The sequence below is a fragment of the Micromonospora sp. NPDC049359 genome, from assembly GCF_044466585.1.
Lineage (GTDB): Bacteria > Actinomycetota > Actinomycetes > Mycobacteriales > Micromonosporaceae > Micromonospora.
In genome coordinates, this window is the sequence record NZ_JBITMW010000002.1 from 142,580 (window position 1) to 159,765 (window position 17,186).

Annotated in this window: 10 protein-coding genes; 7 read left to right on the top strand and 3 right to left on the bottom strand. The window is 70.0% G+C overall.

Annotated elements, in window-relative coordinates; translation table 11 throughout:
* Positions 1-16: 16 nt before the first annotated feature.
* Complete coding sequence (locus tag ACIBTX_RS06860) at positions 17-2,236, bottom strand: ricin-type beta-trefoil lectin domain protein (RefSeq protein WP_396832160.1); 2,220 nt, start codon at positions 2,234-2,236, stop codon at positions 17-19.
* A gap of 368 nt (positions 2,237-2,604) precedes the next feature.
* Between ACIBTX_RS06860 and ACIBTX_RS06865 the strand changes: the two genes are divergently transcribed.
* Positions 2,605-5,841: an NACHT domain-containing protein gene (locus tag ACIBTX_RS06865; protein WP_396832161.1), complete on the top strand. Its 3,237-nt coding sequence runs from the start codon at positions 2,605-2,607 to the stop codon at positions 5,839-5,841.
* A gap of 108 nt (positions 5,842-5,949) precedes the next feature.
* Here ACIBTX_RS06865 and ACIBTX_RS06870 read toward each other — a convergent pair whose 3' ends face one another.
* The gene (locus tag ACIBTX_RS06870; protein ID WP_357173511.1) at positions 5,950-7,338 is read right to left on the bottom strand and encodes a cation:dicarboxylate symporter family transporter; all 1,389 of its coding nucleotides are present in this window, start codon (positions 7,336-7,338) and stop codon (positions 5,950-5,952) included.
* A 90-nt stretch (positions 7,339-7,428) separates the two neighbouring features.
* Between ACIBTX_RS06870 and ACIBTX_RS06875 the strand changes: the two genes are divergently transcribed.
* From ACIBTX_RS06875 to abc-f, 5 genes are all read left to right on the top strand, one after another.
* Complete coding sequence (locus tag ACIBTX_RS06875; protein WP_396832162.1) at positions 7,429-9,009, top strand: ATP-binding protein; 1,581 nt, start codon at positions 7,429-7,431, stop codon at positions 9,007-9,009.
* Positions 9,006-9,701 (top strand): response regulator, encoded by a 696-nt coding sequence (locus ACIBTX_RS06880; protein ID WP_357119579.1) that lies wholly within the window; start codon positions 9,006-9,008, stop codon positions 9,699-9,701. The genes ACIBTX_RS06875 and ACIBTX_RS06880 overlap by 4 nt, the downstream gene beginning before the upstream one ends.
* Positions 9,702-9,804: 103 nt before the next feature.
* Positions 9,805-10,236: a hypothetical protein gene (locus ACIBTX_RS06885; protein WP_357119582.1), complete on the top strand. Its 432-nt coding sequence runs from the start codon at positions 9,805-9,807 to the stop codon at positions 10,234-10,236.
* Positions 10,233-10,616, top strand: a complete 384-nt coding sequence (locus tag ACIBTX_RS06890; protein ID WP_357119585.1) for a hypothetical protein — start codon at positions 10,233-10,235, stop codon at positions 10,614-10,616. Before ACIBTX_RS06885 ends, ACIBTX_RS06890 begins: the two co-directional genes overlap by 4 nt.
* A 337-nt stretch (positions 10,617-10,953) precedes the next feature.
* Positions 10,954-12,591, top strand: a complete 1,638-nt coding sequence (abc-f, locus tag ACIBTX_RS06895) for a ribosomal protection-like ABC-F family protein (protein ID WP_357119588.1) — start codon at positions 10,954-10,956, stop codon at positions 12,589-12,591.
* Between the two features lie 223 nt (positions 12,592-12,814).
* Here the strand turns inward: abc-f and dnaE are convergent, their stop codons facing one another.
* On the bottom strand, positions 12,815-16,345 hold the full coding sequence (dnaE, locus tag ACIBTX_RS06900; protein ID WP_357119591.1) for a DNA polymerase III subunit alpha: 3,531 nt from the start codon (positions 16,343-16,345) through the stop codon (positions 12,815-12,817).
* 143 nt (positions 16,346-16,488) lie between these two features.
* On the opposite strand from dnaE, the gene ACIBTX_RS06905 reads away from it, so the two are divergent.
* A complete protein-coding gene (locus ACIBTX_RS06905) occupies positions 16,489-17,109 on the top strand; it encodes an L-threonylcarbamoyladenylate synthase (RefSeq protein WP_357173502.1) in 621 nt (206 codons plus the stop codon).
* Positions 17,110-17,186: the final 77 nt, after the last annotated feature.

A 17,186-nucleotide genomic window follows, 5' to 3' on the forward strand; every position in this document is an offset into this window, starting at 1 on the left:
GCTCAGGATCCAGAGGCTAGATGGCCCGCCACTTCTGGTTGGCGTTGCCGGTGCACTGCCAGATCTGCAACTGGGCGCCGTTGTCCGGGTTCGATTCGACCACGTCGACGCATCTGTCCGCCTTGGTGTTCACCAGGTCGTACGCCTTGTTGAGGGTGAACTTCTGCGATGACGCTCCGGAGCATTCGGCCAGGATGACGGCGGCCCCGTCCTGGGTGGAGTGGCCCGCGACGTCCAGGCACATACCCATGGACCGGACCGTGCCGTCCGACGGGAAGGTCCACAGCTGCTTGGCGGTGCGCCGGCAGTCCCAGATCTGCGGTCGCGCGCCGGCGTAGGGGTTGCCGTCCTGGATGTCGATGCAGCGGTCACTGGCGAAGCTGGAGATCTGCTTGCCGGCGGGCGCGCTGGACTTCGTCGGGGACGGCGGAGCGGACGGCTGCTGCGCCTGGTTCCGCGGTGCGGTGGTCGTGCCGCTGCCGGTCCCGGTGGACGCCGGCGGCCCGACGCTCATCGACGGTGGCGGGCCGGGGGACCGGGGCGGAGCCGTCGCCGCCGGCAGGCCCTGGAAACCATCCGTGATCAGCGCGAACACGGGCGCGCTGGCGGACCATTCGGCGGCGGAGGTGGTCCAGTCGATGGAGTACGCGTGCCCGTTGTGGCCGACGAACAGCCGGCTCGCCATGCGGGTCGGTGTGTCGTCCCGGTCGGTGTACGTCCACTCCCATTCGGCGGCCCGCGCCTGGTAGCGCAGCGCAGCGAGCCGGACCGGCCGGTACTGGGTGTACCGCCCGCGTTCCGCGTCCTCGCGCTGCCGCAGGGCGGCGACCAGGTCCGCCGGGACGGCCCGAAGCTCGTTGATGACGAGCACCCGGCTGCCGTCCTGCTCGCGGAAGACGACGCGCTCGCCGTCGCGGCGCGCCTGCCAACCGTCCGGAACCGGCACGAGGAAGCGGGGGTCGTCGCGGTAGTAGCGCCATCCGGCGGGCGCGGGCGGCAGCACCCGGGACACCGGCATCTCCGCGATGTTCGGGTTGTCGCTCGGGTCCGACGATCCGAGGACGCCCGCACCGCCCAGCATTCCGCCGTACCGCAGCGACGTCGTCACCACCAGGACGAGCAGCAGCGCGGCGGCCAGCGACCCGATCAACCGAGCCCGACGACGGCGCGCTGGTCCTGGCGACGGCTCGTCGTGGACCGTCGACGACGCGGCCGGGCCGTCGGCGGTGACGAACTCGGGCACGATCGCCGGACGGGACACCGGGTCGGTGGCGTCGTTGCCGGCCATGTCATCGGCGCTGACCACCGGCACGGTGGGGGCGCCGGCAGCCGACACCGGGACGGCAGGCACGGCTACCGCGGGCACCGCCACGGCAGGCACGGCCACGGCGGGCATTGCCGGGGTGGAGTGCGTCTCGGGGGCGGCGGCCTGACGCAGCAGTCGCTCGGCTTCGTCCGCGCCGATCCGTTGGTCCGGCTCCCGCCGCAGCAGTCCTTCCAGGAGCGGGGTCAGCCGACCGGCTCGCTGGGCCGGCGGTGGCGGCTCGGTGGCCAGGGCCGCCAGCGTGGCGAGCGGCGACGAGCGGTGGTACGGGGTGCGCCCCTCGACGGCCGCGTAGAGGGTGGCGCCGAGTGACCACAGGTCGGCGGCCGGCCCCACGTCGCCGTCGGTGGCCCGCTCGGGCGCGAGGAACGCCGGCGAGCCGAGCACCATCCCGGTCTGGGTCATCCGTGGGTCGCCCGGAAGGGTGGCCAGACCGAAGTCGGTCAGCACCACCCTGCCGTCGTCGCCGAGCAGCACGTTGGCCGGCTTGACGTCGCGGTGCAGCACGCCGGCCCGATGTGCGGCCCGCAGCGCGCCCAGGAGGCCCAGCCCGATCCGCGCGGCGCGGTCCACCGGCAGCGGCCCGTCGGCTTCGAGCACCTGGTGCAGCGACCGGGACGGGACGAGTTCCATCACGATCAGGGGGTCGCCGCCCGAGTGCAGAACATCGAAGACGCGTACCACGTTGGGGTGGCCCAGGCGGGCGACGGCCCGCGCCTCGCGCATGGACCGTTCGCGCATCTCCCGACGTTCGTCGTCGCGCAGGCCGGGCGGTGCCACCAGTTCCTTGATGGCGACGTCGCGCTGAAGCATCTCGTCGCGGGCCTGCCACACGCGGCCCATCCCGCCCTGGCCGAGGGGACGGACCAGCCGGTAACGATCGGCGATCACCTGTCGAGGGGCATCGGGCACGTCAGGAAGGTACCGGGCGTTGTTTACACACCCAATTTCTCGGGACCGTCAATAAGCGGCAGTTGGCTTTTTCACATAAGGCTTCCGGTGACAACCATCCGCCATTCGATACATATGCGCCGTTGACCTGGCCCAGTCGCCCAGAGCAACGTTACCGACACGTATATCGGCAGTGCCGCGAATTAGTCATGAATTCAAATTCAGCTAGGCCGAGCGCCCAACTACCGCGGGAGTGGAGATGAGGCATCGGGCATCGATTGCCGCTGAAGGATTCGGCCCCTCAACCAACTCCCAAAAGATATGGGAACATCCCAAAGCGGGAAAGGCAGGCGTTGCCCGCCCGTAGTCGCTGCACTACGGTGCGGCACATGCGCTCCCGCCCGCTGTGCTATGCCGATGCGGCTCGTCTGCTTGGCAGCCCGGAAAATCCCGTGATACGAGCCGTCGGCGCGACGAGCGGCGTAGCTGCCGCCGGCCTGACCGCGGCTGGCCTCGGCGGAGCCGACCTCCTTTCCCTGGGCCGCGAACTGATCCTCTGGGGCAACTCGGCAATGGCCGGCCTGCACGAGCGGATCGCTGGCCTACGGCGTTTCGACCGCACGCAACGTCTCGTAGCCGCCCACGCGATCATCGTCGTCACCGCCTTCTACGAGGCGCTTGAGATCGCCCTGGCCGACCATCCGGAGGTCGACCTGGCCGATGCCGCACTGACCGCCGGCGAACAGGTCGCCATCACCACCTCGACGGCGGTCGTCGACCGCTACGCCGACCTGGTGCGGGTGCTCATCGACACACCGCCTCCGATGCCCGCGCCGCACCAACCCTTCGAGGCGACGATCGCCGCGCTCGGCGGTTACTTCGGATCAGCGGCGGCAGCCTTGCGGGACTTCCTGCACGGTCTCAGCGCCTTCGAGGCACGCGACGACCGGGTCACCGAGACCATCGCGGCCATCGAAGGAGACGTACGGCGGATCGCGATTGACCGGTATACGCAGGCGTACCGGGCACTCATCACGCAGGCCCCCGAGTTCGGGGTCTGGGCGAGCATGGTCGACACCGAGGCCACCCGCGCGCTGCTGCGGGACTCGGTCGCCGACCTGTCCAGACAGCTTGCCGATCTGCGCGCCGTGTCGGCTGCGACCGCCGTCGACGCCGTCCTGGCCGGTCTCGGCCGGCGGTACCGGGCCGGATTGGACCGAGCCATCCTGGCCTCCGCGCATGCGCCTCGCCACGTCGTGCTTCCCAGCCTGGGCAAGGGCTACGTCAACCCGCACGGCCGGGTCGCGGTGGCCGGGCCCTACGATCTTCCCGCCACCGAGACGTGGTGGTCACGGTCCACCCGCCTCGATGACGTCCACGCCTTCCTGCTGGCGCACCTGACCGGACCGAACGCCGTCGAGAGCCCGCTCGTCGTACTGGGCCAACCCGGCTCAGGCAAGTCCGCGATGACGAGGGTTCTCGCCGCCCGGCTTCCTCCGGCCGACTTCCTGGTCATCCGAGTCGAACTACGCAACGTTCCCGCTGACTCCTCGATCCAGGGGCAGATTGAGGAGGCGCTCGTGCAGATGCTCGGCGAACGGGTCTCCTGGCCCGACCTCGCCCGCCGCGCGGGCGACGCGCTGCCCGTCGTCATCCTGGACGGCTTCGACGAGTTGCTGCAAGCCACCGGGATCAACCACGCGGACTACCTCGACCAGATCCGGCTGTTCCAACAGCGCGAGGAGGAACTTGACCGTCCGGTCGCCGTGCTCGTCACCAGCCGTACCGTCGTCGCCGACCGAGCGCGGTTCCCGGACAAGTCCGTGGTGCTGCGACTCGAACCGTTCGGAGAACCGCAGATCCGGGCGTGGCTCGACGTGTGGAACGACCACAACGGTGCCAGCCTCACCGCCCGGGGGTTGCGGCCGTTGTCCGCCGAAACAGCCCTCGCACATGGCGAGTTGGCGAGTCAGCCACTGCTGCTTCTCCTGCTGGCGCTCTATGACGCGGGTGACAACGGCCTGCAGAACGCCGAGGGCGACATGCGCCGCGTGGAACTCTACGAACGACTCTTCGCTGATTTCGTCGAACGCGAGGTCGACAAACAGGAGCGCGGCCACACCGACGACCAACGCGCCCACGAGATCGCTGCGGAATGGCGCCGTCTGATGGCGGTCGCCATCGCCATCCTGAACCGAAGCGGTGAGGTGATCCTGGAAGCCGAACTGGATGCTGACATCCCGCACCTGCTGTGGAAAGAAGACCTGCGCTCGCCGTCGGCCGAGTCTGCCGACCGGGCGCTCACCATGAGCCAGCTGATGGTCGGTCGGTTCTTCTTCATCCACGAGTCGCGAGCGTCCCGGGACACCAGCGGACCGGAACGCAGCTTCGAATTCCTGCACGCCACCTTCGGCGATTTTCTGGCCGCCCGACAGATTGTCGCCGCCCTTGTCGATCTCGCCGAAGAACGCGTCCATCAGCGACGGCGTCAGGGTGTGATCGATCCCGGCCCGTTGTACGGGGCGACATCATTCGTCACCATCACCCGGCGAACTCCGCTGTGGGAGTTCTGCCGGGGAATGCTCGGGCGACTGGACCCACGGCGGCGTGGGATCTGCCGCGAGCTGGCCCTGGAGCTCCTGCCTGACGTCGGATACCCCCACCCCACCTGGACGAGAGGCGAATACGAACCTCGGCGGACACCGGCCGCCGTGCGGCAGGCGGCGTTCTCGGCGAACCTGGCCTGCTTCGTGCTGCTGTTGTCGGACGGCCCCGTGGACGCGGTCGAGTTGGTCGGGGAGCCGGTTGTCGACAACTGGCGACGGCAGGCGCTGCTGTGGCAGAGCCAACTCGACGCCGAGGACCGCAAGCGGATATGGCAGACGCTTCGGGTGGCCTGGCGGCTGGATGTGTCTCCCACCCGCCTGGAGGTACGCCCCGAGGACGGCGCCGAGATCAGCGTCTACGAGTCGCTGCCCTGGCCACCGGATACCCGTCCGGACACCCAGCCGCTTGATCGTCGGGTAGCTGCCATGGCGCCGGACGTGTTCGTCGCGGCGGACAGCCGCATCGGGCGGTCCCTGCGTCGGTCGGCGTTCGTGCAGACCGGACACGACGTTCGGGAATGCCTCTACGACCTGATGCCGTACTGGCAAGAAGCTGGCGTTCCCGGTCTGCACCAGATCGACGGCGAGCCGTTCCTGGTGTCCGAAGCGGCACTCTTTCTGCAACTACTGCTGTCGCCACAGGATCCGCAGCGGCGCGACATGCGGGCCGAGCAGTACGCCTGGGCCTTCGCGCTCACGCCCCTGCCACGGCAGCGGAGCCTGCTCATCCGGCAACTGGTCGACGATGCTCCGGGATTCTCCGCGGCGAACCTGAGGAAGATCTTCGGACGCCTCAGGATGGACGACCTCGTGAGCAACCCGACGGAGAGCGAACGGATCGTGACCACAGTGGCGGCGCGCGAGGATGACGGGCTAACGCTCGCGGAAGGACTGCTGCGCGCTGTTCAGCGCGGCGTACCTACCGAACCGATCGGGCCCGCCCGTGAGCAGGTCACTCACCTGCACCGGATGCTCGGCCTGGCGGATCCGTTCGCGCTCCCGGACCGGCCCTCCCGATAGATGGTCGGCTTCGGTGGAACCCCCTGCGGTCGCGCCGCTCGCCTCGCAACGCGGTCACGTCCTCGTCAGCGATGAGCAGGCGACCGCAGAGGGCTCCCAAGCTCCGGATCAGGTTCTCACACCTGCGGTAACCGCCTCGTCGTCTTCGGACCGCCGCGGCTCGGACTCCTCGTCGTCGTGGTGGTCGAGCATGGTCGCCTCGTCGAACGGATCGTCGCCGCGCAGGACCTCGGCCGCCCGCTCCCGGTCGAACTCGCCGGTCCAGGTGCCTACCAGCACGGTCGCCACCGCGTTGCCGGCGAAGTTGGTCAGCGCCCGCGCCTCGGACATGAAGCGGTCGATGCCGACGATCAGGCCGACCCCGTCGACGAGGTCCGGGCGGTGCGACTGGAGGCCACCGGCCAGCGTGGCCAGCCCGGCGCCGGTGACGCCGGCCGCGCCCTTGGACGCGATCACCATGAACAGCAGCAGCGAGATCTGCTCCCCGACCGCGAGGGGCTTGCCCAGCGCGTCGGCGATGAACAGCGACGCCATGGTCAGGTAGATGGCCGTGCCGTCGAGGTTGAACGAGTAGCCGGTCGGCACGGTGATGCCGACGACCGGCTTGCTGACGCCGAAGTGCTCCATCTTGGCGATCAGGCGGGGCAGCGCCGACTCCGACGACGACGTCGAGAGGATCAGCAGGAACTCGCGACCCAGGTAGCGCAGCAGCGAGAAGATCGAGATCCGGGCGATGAACCAGAGCAGCGCGCCCAGCACCACCAGCACGAAGATCAGACAGGTGACGTAGAAGCCGACCATGATCTGGGCGAGGCTCTTGAGGGCGTCCACGCCGGTCGCGCCGACCACGGCGGCCATCGCGCCGAACGCGCCGACCGGCGCCAGCCACATGATCATCGCGAGGACCTTGAAGACGACCCGTTGGATGACGGCGATCGCGCCGAGCACGGGCTCACCGCGTCGGCCCAGCGCCTGGACGGCGAAGCCGACGAGCAGCGCGACCAGCAGCGTCTGGAGCACCTCGCCCTCGGTGAGCGCGGAGAGCAGCGTCGTCGGGATGATCCCGAGGAGGAACTCCGTCGTACCGCCGGCCTCGTCTCCGGCGGCGGCCTTGCCGGCGCCCGCGAGGTCCTGACCCAGGTCGAGGCCGGAGCCGGGGTGGATGAGGTTGCCGACGACCAGGCCGATGGCGAGCGCCACGGTCGACATGGTCAGGAAGTAGCCGAGGGCCAGGCCGCCGACCTTGCCGACCTTCGCGGCCTGCCGGACCGAGCCGACGCCGAGCACGATGGTGCAGAAGATGACCGGGCTGATCATCATCTTGATGAGGTTGACGAAGCCCGTGCCGATGGGCTTGAGTTCCTTGCCGAAATCGGGGGCGACCAGGCCGACGACGATGCCGGCGAGCACGGCCACGATGACGGCCAGGTACAGGTAACGGGTACGGTCCCGACGGGCCGACGGTTCCGCCGTGGTGGTGGATGCGGTGGTGTCCATGTCGACAATGTGAAGCGCGTCTCACCCGTTGACAGCCTTGCGGTCATTCTGTTCACCGCTCACCGGGAGAAGTCCGAGGAGGTGCCGGAGGTGGCCCGACGGCAGTGGAGCATCGCGGGGCAGCTCTTCGCCCTCCAGGCGGTGGTGGTCACCCTGCTCGTGCTGGCCGGGGCGGCGGGCGCCGTCTGGCTGGCCCGCGTCGACTCCCGCCAGGCCGCGCAGGAGGAGGTGCTCGCGGTCGCCCAGACCGTCGCCGGCTCCCCCGACGTCCGCGCGGCCCTCACGACCGCCGACCCCGCCCGCACCCTGCAGCCGTACGCCGAGTCGACCCGCAAGGCCACGGGGACGGACTTCGTGGTCGTGATGGCCCCCGACCGCACCCGCTTCTCCCATCCCACGCTGGACCGGATCGGCGAGCCGTTCGTCGGGGAGATCGGGCCGGCCCTGGCGGGCCACGCGTTCACCACCACCAACGTCGGAACGCTCGGCGAGTCGGTGCGCGCGGTCGTCCCGGTGTACGACCAGCAGGGGCGCATCGTCGGCCTGGTCTCGGTGGGCATCACCACCCGCGCGATCAACCGGAAGCTGCTGCGCCAGCTCCCCGTGCTGCTCGGCGTCGCGGTACCGGCGCTCGCGCTCGCCGCGACCGGTTCGTGGCTGCTCAGCCGCCGCCTGCGCCGCCAGACCCACGGCCTGGGACCGACACAGATGACCCGGATGTACGAGTACTACGACGCGGTCCTGCACTCGGTGCGCGAGGGTCTGGTGGTGCTGACCACTGACCGGCGGGTGGCGTTGATCAATGACGAGGGCCGGCGACTGCTGGGCCTCGACGCCGACGAGCCGGTCACCGACCAGCCGGTGGCCGAGGTCGACCTGCCACCGGCGGTGGCCGAGCTGCTCGCGGCCGGTCGCGACGCCCTCGACGAGCCCCTGCTGGCCGGTGACCGGGTGCTGGTGGCCAACCAGCGGACCGCCCGCTTCGAGGGGGCGGCGCTCGGCACCGTGCTGACCCTGCGCGACCAGACCGAGCTACGGACCCTGGCCAGCGAGCTGGACTCGGTGCGCGCGCTCACCCAGGCGTTGCAGGCGCAGACGCACGAGTCGGCCAACCGGCTGCACACCGTCCTCACGCTGGTGGAGCTGGGCCGCGCCGACGAGGCGGTCCGGCTCGGCACCCGGGACCTCGCCCTCGCCCAGCAACTGACCGACCGGGTGGTCGACGCGGTCACCGAGCCGGCCCTGGCCGCCCTGCTGCTCGGCAAGTCCGCGCAGGCCGGAGAGCGCGGCGTGGACCTGGTGATCGAGCCGGACTGCCACCTCGACGACAGCCCGCTGCCGACCAACGACCTGCTCACCGTCGTCGGCAACCTGGTCGACAACACCCTGGAGGCCGTCGCCGGTACGCCCCCGCCGCGCACCGTGCGAGTCTTCGTCGGCACCGTCGACGACGAACTCGTGGTTCGGGTCGCCGACAGCGGACCCGGGCTGGCGAAGGAGCGGGTGGCGGACGCCTTCCGGCGCGGCTGGTCCACCAAGAGCACCGGGCGGGGGCTCGGGCTGGCCCTGATCGGGCAGGTGGTCCGCCGGCACGGCGGCAGCGCCGAGGTGACCCGCTCGGACGCCGGCGGCAGCCTGTTCACCGTGCGACTCCCGGGGACCCGGCCGTGAACGACATCCGGGTGCTCGTGGTCGAGGACGAGCCGCTGCTGGCCGAGGCGCACGCCGCGTACACCGAGCGGGTGCCCGGTTTCGCGGTGGTCGGGGTGGCACACACCGCACGGGCGGCGATGGCGGCCCTGCGCGCCAACGACGGCGGCGACGTGGACCTCGTACTCCTGGATTTTCGGCTGCCCGACCTGCACGGCCTGGACGTCTGCCGGGCGCTGCGCGCGGCCGGCAGCAGCGTCGACGTCCTCGCGGTGACGTCCGCGCGGGACCTCGCGGTGGTGCGCACCGCGGTCTCCCTCGGGGTGACGCACTACCTGCTCAAGCCGTTCACGTTCGCGGCGTTCCGCGACAAGCTGGACCGCTACGCGGACTACCGGGCACAGGCGCTCGCCGACGGCGAGGTGGCCGCCCAGCACGACGTGGACCGGATGTTCGCCACGCTGCGCGGCGCGACCGGGCACAGCCTGCCCAAGGGGCTCGACGCGCAGACCCTCACCCGGGTACGCGCCGCGCTGGCCGACGGGTCCACTCCCGGGGCGGGGCTGTCCGCGACCGAGGTGAGCGCGGCGACCGGCATCTCGCGGGTGACCGCCCGCCGCTACCTGGAGTACCTGGTGACGATCGACAGCGCCGTCCGCCACCCCCGCTACGGCACCCCCGGCCGCCCGGAGGTTGAATACCGGCCCCGGTGAGCGGGGCGCCGCTCTACGCAGATTTGCGTAGAGCCAGAGCCTTCCGTGGGCTGACGCCAATCCCGGCTGGACTGCGGATAGTCGAGCCGTGACGGATCAATCCATGGTGAAGGCGGAACGGCGCCGCTGGGCCATCGCGACCTGCGTAGCGCTTGTCGTGGCGGCGATCGGCGACGCTGGTCCCGAGATTATCGAGTCCCGCAGCCTGGTCGCCGGTTACGACGGGCCGGGGCCGCTGATCTACCTCGGAGTGGCCGCCATGGTGGCGGCCTTCAGGTGGCGCTTCACGCCGTTGTTGGCGGTGGTGACGGGCGTCTTGTTTCTCTTCGGCGGGTTCTCCGACGCCTCCTTCGTGGGTCGGCTCGGTACCCCGACGGAACCCGTCCAGTTCTACGCGGGATGGCTTCAGATGGCCGGATTCGCCGCGGCTGTGGCGTTCGGGATCGCCGCCGTCTGGGTGCATGGTTCCGGGCCGGCCCGGACAGCGGATGCAGACAGACGACAGGACACTGAGACGGAGGGACCTCGACGGTGAGCGCGATCGTGGCGAGAGTGACGGCGGCCCGCAGAAGCACAAGGTTGTCGCTGTGGGGGCTGGTGGTGGGCATCTTGGGACTGCTCATCCAATGGATCGCGGATCCCGGCAAGTTCCCCCCGTTCCCACCGGGGATCGTCTTCATCGTGGTGTGCGGTGCCTTGGTGGTGTTCACCGTTCCGCGCTGGTGGGCACCGGTGTTCTCGGTGCTGATCTCATTGTGGATCGTCCTCGGCGGGTGGGCGGCCGGCCAGCTGACGCCGAATTTCCGATCGGAGAACGCGGGGACTGTCGCGGGCAATGTGGTGATGTCGCTCGGGCTGGTGTTTGCCGCGGCCACGGGGGTCGTGGCGATGCTCGGGGCGTGGCGGGCTCGGTGATTCCGGTCGGCCAGACCCTGGCCTGGATCATCAACCCGACCGTGATCAAGGCCGTCGTCAGAGCTCGTCGACTGGCGACGCCGTGCGGCGGTGTGGGGTCGGAACCCGGTGGCGGACGGAAGATCCGTTGTTAGACTTGGCCGAGTTGGGTCAGTGACACGACCAGGGAGACCAGACATGGCGGGTGACGACGACATCTCCGGGTGAGACCGGACATGTTCGGCCATCGGTTCGGCGCGCGTAGGCGCAGCCGTCGTGGCCATGCCGTCGCTCCACCGGTCCCGTTCGTCGTCGGGCCGCTCACGCGCGCCCAACCCACCCTCCGAGGTCACTCACCATGTCTGACGCTTTCATCGTCTGCTCGAACCTGTCCTTTTCCTGGCCGGACGACACTCCGGTCTTCTCCGACCTGTCCTTCAGCGTCCCCGGCGGTCGCACCGGTCTGGTCGCGCCCAACGGCGCCGGCAAGAGCACCCTGCTGCGGCTGATCGCCGGGGAGCTGCGGCCCAGCGGCGGTAGCGTCACGGTCGACGGTCTGCTCGGGTACCTGCCGCAGACCCTGCCGCTGGCCGGGAACCTGGCCGTGTCGCAGGTGCTCGGCGTCGCCGAACGCATCGCGGCGCTGCACGCCATCGAGGCCGGCGACGCCAGCGAGACGCACTTCGCCACCATCGGCGACGACTGGGACATCGAGGAGCGCACCCGCGCCGAGCTGGATCGGCTCGGCCTGGGCGACCTGTCGCTCGACCGGCCGCTGCACACGCTCAGCGGCGGCCAGGTGGTCTCCCTCGGGCTGGCGGCGCAGTTGCTGCGCCGCCCGGACGTGCTGCTGCTCGACGAGCCGACCAACAACCTGGACCTGGCGGCCCGGCACCAGCTCTACGACGTGCTCACCGACTTCACCGGGTGTCTGCTGCTGGTCAGCCACGACCGGGAGCTGCTGGACCGGATGGACCGCATCGCCGAGCTGGAACGCGGCGAGATCCACTGGTACGGGGGCAACTTCACCGCGTACACGGAGGCGGTGCGGGCGGCGCGCGAGGTGGCCGAGAGCAACCTGCGCAACGCCGAGCAGGAGGTCAAGCGGGAGAAGCGGGAGATGCAGCAGGCCCGGGAACGGGCCGACCGGCGGGCCAGCAACGCCTCGAAGAACCTGAAGAACGCCGGCCTGGCCCGGATCGTCGCCGGTGGGCTGAAGCGCAGCGCGCAGGAGTCGGCGGGCAGGGCCCAGGACACACACTCCGCCCGCCTCGGTCAGGCCAAGGCCCGACTGGACGAGGCCGGCCGGGCCGTCCGCGAGGAGGACCGGATCGTCGTGGACCTGCCGGACACCACCGTCCCGGCCGGACGGACGGTCTTCACGGGTACGGGGATGCGGGCCCGCTTCGACGACCGGGACCTGTTCGGCGGCGACGGCGCGGACCTGGTGATCCGGGGTCCGGAGCGGATCGCGCTCACCGGGGCGAACGGCGTGGGCAAGTCGACGCTGCTGCGCCTCGTCAACGGCGACCTCGAACCGGCCGGCGGCGAGATCCGCCGGGCCGACGGGCGGATCGCGTACCTGTCGCAGCGGCTCGACCTGCTGGACCCCGACCGGACGGTGGCGGAGAACTTCGCCGCGTACGCGCCGAGCCTGCCGGACGCCAAGCGGATGAACCTGCTGGCCCGGTTCCTGTTCCGGGGCGCCCGGGTCAACCTGCCCGTCGGGGTGCTCTCCGGCGGTGAGCGGCTGCGCGCCACCCTGGCCTGTGTGCTCTGCGCGGAGCCGGCGCCGCAACTGCTGCTGCTCGACGAGCCGACGAACAACCTGGACCTGGTCAGCGTCGCCCAGTTGGAGAGCGCGCTGACCGCGTACCAGGGGGCGTTCGTGGTGGTCAGCCACGACGAACGGTTCCTGGCCGAGATCGGCGTGCAGCGCTGGCTTCGCCTGACCGACGGCCAGCTACGCGAGATCGCCGCCCCCGACCAGGGCTGAGCCCTGGCCCGACCCTGGCCCGACCCTGGCCCGACCCTGGCCCGACCGCCCCGTCGATCATGGAGTGGTGGTGCCCACAAAGCGCGGTTATGGGCGCTTTGCCACCCACCACAACTCCTTGATCGGCGGGGCGGACCGAGGCCGGGCCGAGGGCGGGCCGAGGGCGGGCCGAGGGCGGGCCGAGGGCGGGCCGAGGACGGGCCGAGGGCGGGCCGAGGGCGGGTCAGCTCACGTTGGCTGGGCCGAGGACGCTCTTGAGGTCACCCATCAGCGCGGTCGTCGCCGCCACCCGGAACGGTCCCAGCCGCAGGGTGGTGGTACGGCCGCCGTTGAGCAGCTTCACGTGCACCTCGGTGTCGCCGGGGTGCAGCACCAGGGTCTCCTTGAGCCGTTCCACCAGCGGCGGGGTGCACCGGTGCACCGGGATGGTGAGGGTGACCGGCTTGTTGGTGGCGCTGGTGCTCACGTCCGGCATGGACATGTCCATCGCCATGATGCGCGGGGTGTCGTCGCGGCGGTCCACCCGGCCCTTGACCACCACGATGGCGTCCTCGGCGATGTACTGCCCGATCACCTCGTAGGTGTTCGGGAAGAACAGCGTCTCCACACCGCCGGCCAGGTCCTCCAGGGTGGCCGAGGCCCAGGCCCGGCCCTGCTTGGTGACCCGCCGTTGGACGCCGGAGAGGATGCCGGCGAGGGTGACGACCGCCCCGTCGGGCACCGCGCCGTCCTCGGCCAGGGACGCGATCGTGGTGTCGGCCGCCGCGCCCAGGATGTGTTCCAGGCCGAACAGCGGGTGGTCGGAGACGTACAGACCGAGCATCTCGCGCTCGAAGGCCAGCTTGTCGCGCTTCTCCCACTCGCTGTCGCCGATCACCGGCATCACCGTCGTGCTGCCGGTGTCCGCGTCGCCGAAGCCGGCGCCGAACAGGTCGTACTGGCCGACGGCCTCCTTGCGCTTGACGTCGGCGTACGCGTCGATGGCGTCGGCGTGCACCGCGAGCAGGCCCTTGCGGGGGTGCTCCATGGAGTCGAACGCGCCCGCCTTGATCAGCGATTCGATGGTCTTCTTGTTGCAGACCACCGCGTCCACCTTGGACAGGAAATCGTAGAAGTCGGTGTACTCGCCCTTCTCCGCGCGGCACCGCATGATCGAGGCGACGACGTTCGCGCCGACGTTGCGGACCGCCGCCAGGCCGAAGCGGATGTCCTTGCCGACCGGGGTGAACGGGCCCGCCGAGGTGTTCACGTCCGGCGGCAGCACCTGGATGCGCATCCGGCGGCACTCGGACAGGTACAGCGCCATCTTGTCCTTGTCGTCGCCGACCGACGTGAGAAGACCGGCCATGTACTCGGCCGGGTAGTGCGCCTTCAGGTAGGCCGTCCAGTAGGAGACCAGGCCGTACGCGGCGGAGTGCGCCTTGTTGAAGGCGTACCCGGCGAACGGCACCAGCACGTCCCACACGGCCTGGATCGCCTCGTCGGAGTAGCCGCGCTCGCGGCAGCCGTCCCGGAACGGGATGAACTCCTTGTCGAGGATCTCCTTCTTCTTCTTACCCATCGCCCGGCGCAGCAGGTCCGCCTGGCCGAGGGTGTAGCCGGCGAGGATCTGCGCGGCGCGCTGCACCTGCTCCTGGTAGACGATCAGGCCGTGCGTCGGCGCCAGGATCTCCCGCAGCGGCTCCTCCAGCTCCGGGTGGATCGGCGTGATCTCCTGGAGGTTGTTCTTGCGCAGCGCGTAGTTGGTGTGCGAGTCGACGCCCATCGGTCCGGGCCGGTACAGCGCCAGGACGGCGGAGATGTCCTCGAAGTTGTCCGGCTTCATCAACCGCAGCAGCGAGCGCATCGGCCCACCGTCGAGCTGGAAGACGCCGAGGGTGTCGCCGCGGGCCAGCAGCTCGTACGCGGCCTTGTCGTCCAGCGGCAGACCCAGCAGGTCGAGCTTGAGGCCGTGGTTCAGCTCGATGTTCTTGACCGCGTCGTCGATGATCGTCAGGTTGCGCAGGCCGAGGAAGTCCATCTTCAGCAGCCCGAGCGACTCGCAGGTCGGGTAGTCGAACTGCGTGATGATCGCCCCGTCCGCGTCGCGGCGCATCAACGGGATGTGCTCGATGATCGGCTCGGCGGACATGATGACGCCGGCCGCGTGCACACCGGTCTGCCGGATCAGCCCCTCGATGCCCTTGGCCGTGTCGATCACCTTGCGCACGTCCGGGTCGGAGTCGTACAGGCCCCGGATCTCGCCCGCCTCGGCGTACCGGGGGTGCTTCGAGTCGAAGATGCCGGTGAGCGGGATGTCCTTGCCCATCACGGCCGGCGGCATGGCCTTGGTGATCCGGTCACCGACCGCGTACGGGAAGCCCAGCACCCGGGCCGAGTCCTTGATCGCGGCCTTCGCCTTGATCGTGCCGAAGGTGGCGATCTGGGCGACCTTGTCCTCACCCCACTTGTCGGTGACGTACTTGATCACCTCACCGCGCCGACGCTCGTCGAAGTCGATGTCGACATCCGGCATCGAGACCCGCTCGGGGTTGAGGAACCGCTCGAAGATCAGGCCGTGCTGGATCGGATCCAGGTCGGTAATGCCCAGCGCGTACGCCACCAGCGAGCCGGCGGCCGAACCACGACCCGGGCCCACCGCGATGCCCTGCTTCTTCGCCCACTGGATGAAGTCGGCGACCACGAGGAAGTACGACGGGAAGCCCATCTGGTTGATGACGCCCAGCTCGTACTCCGCCTGGACGACGTGCCCCTCGGGGATGCCGTTCGGGTAGCGACGGCCCAGCCCGGCGAAGGTCTCCTTGCGGAACCAGGACTCCTCGGTCTCGCCGTCGGGCACCGGGAAGCGTGGCATCAGGTTGTGGAACTCGAACATGCCCTTCGGATCAACCTTCTCGGCGACCAGCAGGGTGTTGCGGCAGCCCTGCTGCCACAACTCGGACGAGTCGACCGCGCGCATCTGGTCGGCGCTCTTGACGAAGTAGCCGCCGCCCTCGAACCGGAACCGGTTCGGGTCGTCGATGTTGCTGCCGGTCTGCACACACAGCAGCACGTCGTGCGCGGTGGCCTGCGCCTCGTGCGTGTAGTGCGAGTCGTTGGTAACCACCGGCGGGATGTCCAGCTTGCGGGCGATCTCGGTGAGCCCCTCGCGGACCCGGCTCTCGATGGAGAGGCCGTGATCCATGATCTCCAGGAAGTAATTGTCCTTGCCGAAGATGTCCTGGTAGCTCGCGGCGACCTTGAGCGCCTCGTCGAACTGCCCCAGCCGCAGTCGGGTCTGCACCGCCCCCGACGGGCAGCCCGTGGTGGCCATGATCCCCTCGGCGTGCTCGGCGATCAGCTCCATGTCCATCCGGGGCCACTTGACGTAGTGCCCCTCCATGGAGGCGCGCGAGTTGAGGGTGAACAGGTTCTTCAGACCCTGCGCGTTCTTCGCCCACATGGTCTTGTGGGTGATCGCACCGTTACCCGAGACGTCGTCGCTCTTCTGCTCCGGCCGACCCCACTTGACCCGCGCCTTGTGGTAGCGCGACTCCGGCGCCACGTACGCCTCGACGCCCAGGATCGGGGTGATCCCGGCGGCCATCGCCTGGTTGTAGAAGTCGTTCGCGCCGTGCATGTTGCCGTGGTCGGTGATCGCCACCGCCGGCATGCCCAGCCGGTTGGCCTCGGCGAACAGGTCCTTCAACCGGGCCGCTCCGTCGAGCATCGAGTACTCGGTGTGCACGTGCAGATGCGCGAACGAATCAGCCATGCGTGGCGCCCCCCGGCGGTGTGGATCTAGGTGGTCGGAGCCGACCGGCACCTACCCTACCGAGGTGATCTCGGCGGCTCCACCGTCCGCGCCGAGGGTGGTCCGCGTCTCCTGTTCGCACCCGACAGGCCTAGGCTCGACGGATGGCGAGGTACTACGACGTACACCCGGAAAACCCGCAGCCCCGCGTGATCGGGCAGGTTGCCGACCTGGTCCGCGGCGGCGGCCTGGTCGCCTATCCGACGGACTCCTGCTACGCGCTCGGCATCCAGCTCGGTAACCAGGACGGGCTGGACCGGATCCGGCAGATCCGCCACCTCGACGACCGGCACCACTTCACCCTGGTCTGCCGGGACTTCGCGCAGCTCGGCCAGTTCGTCCAGATCAGCAATGCGGTGTTCCGCCTGGTGAAGGCGTCCACGCCGGGCAGCTACACGTTCATCCTGCCGGCCACCAAGGAGGTGCCCCGCCGGATGCTGCACCCGAAGAAGCGGACCGTCGGTGTCCGCGTACCCCGGCACACGGTGACCCAGGCGCTGCTCGCCGAGCTGGGCGAACCGCTGGTGTCCAGCACCCTGACGCTGCCCGGCGAGGACGAGCCGATGACCCAGGGGTGGGAAATCAAGGAACAGCTCGACCACCAGCTCGACGCGGTGCTGGACGCCGGCGAGTGCGGCATGGAGCCGACGACGGTGATCGACCTGTCCGGGCCGGAGCCGGAGATCCTGCGCCGGGGCGCCGGGGACGTGTCCCGCTTCGAGTAGCCCGGGTCGGGTGCCGGACCGGACGAGGACGGACCAGCGCCGACGGCCGCACGCTTGAGGATCGGCCACCGGCGAGC

Bases quoted from the DNA above. Each gene is read 5' to 3' on its own strand.
- ACIBTX_RS06865 (WP_396832161.1), top strand. From the start codon at position 2,605: ATGCGCTCCCGCCCGCTGTGCTATGCCGATGCGGCTCGTCTGCTTGGC.
- ACIBTX_RS06870 (WP_357173511.1), bottom strand. From the start codon at position 7,338: ATGGACACCACCGCATCCACCACCACGGCGGAACCGTCGGCCCGTCGG.
- ACIBTX_RS06885 (WP_357119582.1), top strand. From the start codon at position 9,805: ATGGTGAAGGCGGAACGGCGCCGCTGGGCCATCGCGACCTGCGTAGCG.
- abc-f (WP_357119588.1), top strand. From the start codon at position 10,954: ATGTCTGACGCTTTCATCGTCTGCTCGAACCTGTCCTTTTCCTGGCCG.
- dnaE (WP_357119591.1), bottom strand. From the start codon at position 16,345: ATGGCTGATTCGTTCGCGCATCTGCACGTGCACACCGAGTACTCGATG.
- ACIBTX_RS06905 (WP_357173502.1), top strand. From the start codon at position 16,489: ATGGCGAGGTACTACGACGTACACCCGGAAAACCCGCAGCCCCGCGTG.